This is a genomic window from Hoskinsella mucinilytica, from assembly GCF_045223415.1.
GTDB lineage: Bacteria > Bacillota_I > Bacilli_A > Erysipelotrichales > Erysipelotrichaceae > Hoskinsella > Hoskinsella mucinilytica.
The window spans coordinates 1-1,842 of record NZ_JBEQZJ010000094.1; the positions used below are offsets into that span (position 1 = coordinate 1).

The 1,842-nt window shown below is 34.9% G+C and carries 2 protein-coding genes; both read right to left on the reverse strand.

Annotation, left to right across the window (positions count from 1 at the left end):
- Window positions 1–61 precede the first annotated feature (61 nt).
- Complete coding sequence (locus tag UGRO018_RS17605; RefSeq protein ID WP_416327820.1) at window positions 62–628, reverse strand: DUF308 domain-containing protein; 567 nt, start codon at window positions 626–628, stop codon at window positions 62–64.
- Window positions 629–697: 69 nt separating this feature from the next.
- The gene (locus UGRO018_RS17610; RefSeq protein WP_416327821.1) at window positions 698–1,804 is read right to left on the reverse strand and encodes a GGDEF domain-containing protein; all 1,107 of its coding nucleotides are present in this window, start codon (window positions 1,802–1,804) and stop codon (window positions 698–700) included.
- Window positions 1,805–1,842: the final 38 nt, after the last annotated feature.

The window sequence follows — 1,842 nt, forward strand, 5'->3', positions numbered from 1 at the left end:
CCACCTAGCTGTATACCATGTCTGGCACACAAAAAAAACACATCATCTAGATGTGTCATACTCATGAATGGATTCTATCTTCTTGGGATACATTGATATCCTTCTTCTCTCCGATATACCAGATACAACCTTCGATCATTGAATCAATGATCATCACACTACCTACCAAGCGAAGATTATTCCCCTGACTTGTCCAAGTATAAATGATCATAATGGTCGCAAATGCAATGGTCACAATGGATAAATTCAAGAAATATCGCCAGAAGGGATTTTCTTGTTTACATATATAAAACACCATCAACAATTCTTTAAAGCCATGAATCAAGGTCACAAACGATATGATCAAAGGCATCCATAACTCCGCTTCATGTATGGTCTTGATTTCCAATACACCGAAGATACAAGTAAAGAAACCAAAGATCAGCATCATAAAGCTATATAAATATCGCTTTCGCTCTAGTATGAAAAACATCAATTGGGGAAACCCCTGAATCAACAAAACAATACCTAACATTGAACAATACACATTGCCTTTCGCATGATTGGTAATGAACAATACCGATCCCATCAACAACCATAAAGTCATTTGTATAATGGTGTTGATACGGTTTTTACGAAACACATCCATTTCTCTTACCTCTTTTTCCTTTTGTAAAGCTTGTTACTATGATACGATATTGTTTCCAAAAAGTCTATTCTATTTTTTTGATTGATACAAAACAATTTTGTTTTTACCGGCATTTTTCGCTTCATACATTGCTTGATCGGCTTTTTCCACAAGGGCTGTTCCATTATCAGCATCATCACAAAATTCCACCAAACCTGCACTAAAGGTGATTTTGGCATCTCCGATGTCATGGAAGATCAATTCAGAAAATTTTAACCGCATTTCTTCTAAGATCGCATAAGCTTCTTTGATTTCTATCCCAATAAAAACGATACAGAATTCTTCTCCACCATAACGAGCAAGAATCATCTCATCTGTTTGATAGGTTTTCATCAATTCGCTCAAACGAACCAAGACTTGATCTCCTTTAACATGACCGAAGGTATCATTGACCTTCTTAAAATTATCGATATCTAAGATTGCCAATGCCAATGGTTTATATTCCTTCAAACAATCCTTGATGTTATCATTCAATATATCATATAAAGTATTATGATTATAAAGTTTCGTCAACGAATCTTTTTTCATTTCTTCGATCATTTCTTGTTGTCGATGATTGAATTGAATCAGTTTTTCTCTATTTTTTAACTCATAATCGATCACACTTCTAGCGACCAAATAACCGGCCCACATCAAAAGCATACCGGAGATATAATCCAAATACACAAGATAATTTCTATTTTGTGTATAATAGATACCATTGATCATAGCGATCACATAGGAAACAAGCGACATGATAAAAGTACATCGTGTCATTTTTTTATCCCCAAAGATGGCACTGAGAAAGACCGGTAAGATACACCCCAAAGTAATCAGATGCAAAGCATTATGAACAAGTGCAGTCGTAAGACAAATGATATTGAAAGAAATGACCAACACCAGATTTTTGATATGATCTTTCAGTTTTGTTTTATATTCCACATAATGAAAGATCCCGACACATTCCATATTGATAAGCGTTGGTAACACGACATAAGTAAGACTATAGGATAAAGGAGAATCACTTTGATCGATCAATTGATTCTGTACAAAGATCACAGCAACGATACATTCAATGAGAAAGATAAGAAAAATCATGAGCCATGCGGATTTTTCCACAGTTCTACGAAACTGTTGGTACAACTCTTTGTTTTCCATAGCATGATCACCACCTTCTACACTCTTCCATTATCTTT